This is a genomic window from Arthrobacter sp. I3, from assembly GCF_000520575.1.
GTDB classification, from domain to species: domain Bacteria; phylum Actinomycetota; class Actinomycetes; order Actinomycetales; family Micrococcaceae; genus Arthrobacter; species Arthrobacter humicola_A.
In genome coordinates this window covers 229,601-233,441 of the sequence record NZ_KI914927.1, presented here as the reverse complement: position 1 = coordinate 233,441, position 3,841 = coordinate 229,601, and the positions used below count along the sequence as shown (strand labels likewise).

Sequence of the window (3,841 nt, the reverse complement as noted above, 5' to 3'; positions counted from 1 at the left end):
GGCGGAGCCGGCGCGCAGCCCGGAGGGCCTCCGGCGTCGTGGCCCCGGGGGCGTCCGCCGCGAACGCGCGGCGGATGAACTCCCGCTGGAAGTCGTCGTCGCTGAGGTTGTGGCGGACGTCGAAGAGCGGCTGCATCAGGGCCCGGTGCGCGGCGGTGGCCGGGAGTTCCGCGGTCAGGGACAGGCAGGCCGGTTCCACCAGGGTCAGCGACTGGACGAGGTCGGGCCGTTCGACGGCGGCCATCATCGCGGCGATCGCGCCCTGCGAATGGGCCACCACGTGGCCGCCGGCCTCGCCGCGGCCGTCGTCTGCCAGCGAGGCGAGCACGATGGCGGAGTCGGCGGCGAAGTTGGATTCGAGCGGTTCCGCGACGGCGTCAAACCCGTGCCGCCGCAGGAACAGGGCGTCGTAGTCCAGCGCCATTCCGTGCTGTTTTGGCCACGCGGCGGCGCCGAAGCTGCCGTCCCCATGGACGAAGACTACGCGCTGCTTGAACATTGTCTAACCCTATGGCACTTCAGTGCTGATGCCGCCGGCGACACAGTGCCCGCGGCCGTCAGCACTTATGGCTACTTGCTGCCGCCGAGGAACTTGTCGAAACCCTTGGGCAGGTTCAGCTGGGACGGATCGAAGTCGCCGCCCTGCTGGCCAAACGACGCGCCGGTGGGCAGCGCCTTTGGGCCGGCGGCACGCCGGGCCTCGGCGTCGCGCAGTTCCTGCGCCGCCTTGGCCGGGTTGCCGGAGCGGGCCTTCTTCTTGGGCGCGGATTTGGCTCCCTTGCGGGCTCCGCCCCCGCCGCCCATGCCGGGCATTCCCGGCATGCCGGGCATCCCGCCGCCGGCGGCCATCTTCTTCATCATCTTCTGGGCCTGGGCAAAACGTTCCAGCAGTCCGTTGACCTCAGAGACGTGCACGCCGGAACCGCGGGCAATACGGGCCCGGCGGGAGCCGTTGATGATCTTCGGAGCCACACGCTCGTGCGGGGTCATCGAGCGGACAATGGCCTCGACGCGGTCGATCTCGCGCTCGTCGAACTGCTCCAGCTGCTGGCGGATGTTCTGCGCGCCCGGCATCATCATGAGCATCTTCTTCATGGAGCCCATGTTGCGGATCTGCTGCATCTGGGCGAGGAAGTCATCGAGGGTGAAGTCTTCCTGGTCGGCGAACTTCTTCGCCATCCGGGCGGCTTCATCCTTGTCCCAGGACTTCTCGGCCTGCTCGATCAGGGTGAGGACGTCACCCATGTCGAGGATGCGCGAGGCCATGCGGTCCGGGTGGAAGAGCTCGAAGTCGTCCACGCCTTCGCCCGTGGAGGCGAACATGACCGGTTTGCCGGTCACCGACGCGACAGAGAGCGCGGCGCCGCCGCGGGCGTCGCCGTCGAGCTTGGAGAGCACGATGCCGGTGAAGTTGACGCCCTCATCGAAGGCCAGGGCCGTGTTGACGGCGTCCTGGCCGATCATGGAGTCGATCACGAACAGGACTTCGTTCGGGACGATCGCACGGCGGATCTGGCGCGCCTGCTCCATCATGTCGGCGTCGACGCCGAGACGGCCGGCGGTGTCCACGATCACGACGTCGTGGAGGGTGCGCTTGGCTTCCTCGACGCCGGCGCGGGCGACGGCGACAGGGTCGCCGGCAGGGTGGTCCAGCTCGGTGGACGTGGCGCCCGGGTGCGGGGCGAAGACGGGCACGCCCGCGCGCTGGCCGACCACCTGCAGCTGGGTGACGGCGTTGGGGCGCTGGAGGTCGCAGGCCACCAGCATCGGGCTGTGGCCCTGGGACTTGAGCCACTTGGACAGCTTGCCGGCCAGGGTGGTCTTGCCGGCGCCCTGGAGGCCGGCAAGCATGATGATGGTGGGTCCGGTCTTCGCCAGGCGGATCCGGCGGGTCTCGCCGCCGAGGATCTCGACGAGTTCCTCGTTGACGATCTTCACGATCTGCTGGCTCGGGTTCAGCGCCCCGGAGACCTCGGCGCCGAGGGCACGCTCGCGCACGCGGCCGGTGAACTCCCGGACCACGGGCACAGCGACATCGGCGTCCAGGAGGGCACGCCGGATCTCGCGGACTGTGGCGTCAACGTCCGCCTCGGTCAGGCGGCCCTTGCCACGCAGATTCTTGAAGGTTGCTGTCAACCGGTCAGAGAGTGAATTGAACACGCGCCGTGCACTTCTTTCAGTGGATCTACAGGTGGCGGCCGGTGCGGCACGCCAGCGTCGCGACTGGTATTCGCCTGGACGAACCGCCTCGACAACAGGACTCGACTATCTAGGGTACCAAGATGCGCCTTCAAGATGGCATGCTGGCGTAGGTGACCAGCCAAACAACTGTAAAAACCCTGCTCATCCTGGGCGCTTCCGGCGATCTCACCGGAAGGCTCCTGTTACCGGGGCTTGCCCGCCTGGTGTCCCGGGGCCGCGCCGACGGCCTCACCCTGGCGGGAGCGGGATCGGACCCCTGGACGCCGGAGCAGTGGCTTGGCCGGATCGAGGAGTCCTTCGCGGACGAGGACTCCAAGGCCGACGCCCACGGCAAGCGGGAGCTCAAGCGGATCCGCAAGGAGAGCACCTACCACCAGCTCGATGTCACGGCCGAGGGCCAGCTCGCCGGGCTCCTGGCGCAACTGGAGGGGCCCGTGGCGGTCTACTTCGCCCTGCCGCCGCGGGTCAGCCAGCTCGCTTGCGAGGCCCTGGCGCCGGAGGACGTGCCCGCCGGCACCCGGCTGGTCATGGAGAAGCCGTTCGGCTCCGACGAGCAGTCGGCGCGCCACCTGAACAAGACGCTGGCCGCGCTGGTCCCGGAAGACCACATCCACCGCGTGGACCACTTCCTCGGCAAGGCAACGGTCCTGAACATCCTTGGCCTGCGCTTCGCGAACACGTTCCTGGAGCCGGTGTGGAACCGGCAGAACATCGAAAAAATCGAGATCATCTTCGACGAGGACCTCGCCCTCGAAGGCCGCGCCCGCTACTACGACGGCGCCGGGGCGCTCCGCGACATGATCCAAAGCCACCTGCTTCAGATCATGGCCCTCATGGCAATCGAGCCGCCGGCATCCGTGGACGAACGCGATCTCCGCGATGCCGTGGCCACCGTACTGCGGGCCAGCAGCATCAAGGCCCCCTACCGCCAAAGCAGCCGCCGGGCCCGGTACACGGCGGGTTCGATCAACGGCCGGGACATTCCGGACTACGCCAAGGAGGAGGGCGTGGACGCGTCCAGGGGTACTGAAACCCTCGCCGAGGTGCAGGTGGAGATCGACAACTGGCGCTGGCAGGGCGTGCCGTTCATCCTGCGCTCGGGCAAGGCGCTGGGCCAGAAACGCAAGGAGGCCGTGGTGACCTTCCGGCCGGTGCCGCACCTTCCGAAGGGGTTCACCGGTGTGGACGCCCCCAACCAGCTGCGGATCGGCTTTGGCCCGGACACGCTGCAGTTCGACGTCGACGTGAACGGACCGGGCAATGTCCTGAGCCTGGACCGGGCCACGCTGCAGGCCGAACTGAGCGCCTCCGAACTCCTCCCCTACGGTGAAGTGCTCGAGGGCGTGCTGACCGGGGATCCGCTGCTCTCGGTGCGGGCGGACACGGCCGAGGACTGCTGGCGCATCCTGGCACCGGTGCTGAAATCCTGGACCGCCGGACATGTCCCGCTGGAGGAATATCCGGCCGGGACCCCGGGGCCGGAGGGCTGGCCGGCCTAGATTCGTCGCGGCAGGGCCCGCGCGGATCCGGCGGTGCGCCGGAGCCGACCAGGCAGCAACGACACAGCAGCAACGACACAGCAGCAACGACCAGGCAGCAACGACACAGCGGGCCGGATACCTTCTCAGGTATCCGGCCC

General features: G+C 68.5%; 3 protein-coding genes. 1 reads left to right on the top strand and 2 read right to left on the bottom strand.

Annotated features, from left to right (window positions below):
• Together Y706_RS25240 and ffh are read right to left on the bottom strand one after the other, a co-directional pair.
• Window positions 1-499 (bottom strand): alpha/beta fold hydrolase (locus Y706_RS25240; RefSeq protein ID WP_043436063.1); only part of this gene is annotated, 499 nt, incomplete at its 3' end.
• A gap of 71 nt (window positions 500-570) precedes the next feature.
• Window positions 571-2,160 (bottom strand): signal recognition particle protein, encoded by a 1,590-nt coding sequence (ffh, locus tag Y706_RS0112485; RefSeq protein WP_028276849.1) that lies wholly within the window; start codon window positions 2,158-2,160, stop codon window positions 571-573.
• A gap of 152 nt (window positions 2,161-2,312) precedes the next feature.
• Here ffh and Y706_RS0112480 point away from each other — a divergent pair, with 152 nt between their 5' ends.
• Complete coding sequence (locus Y706_RS0112480) at window positions 2,313-3,701, top strand: glucose-6-phosphate dehydrogenase (protein ID WP_028276848.1); 1,389 nt, start codon at window positions 2,313-2,315, stop codon at window positions 3,699-3,701.
• Window positions 3,702-3,841: the final 140 nt, after the last annotated feature.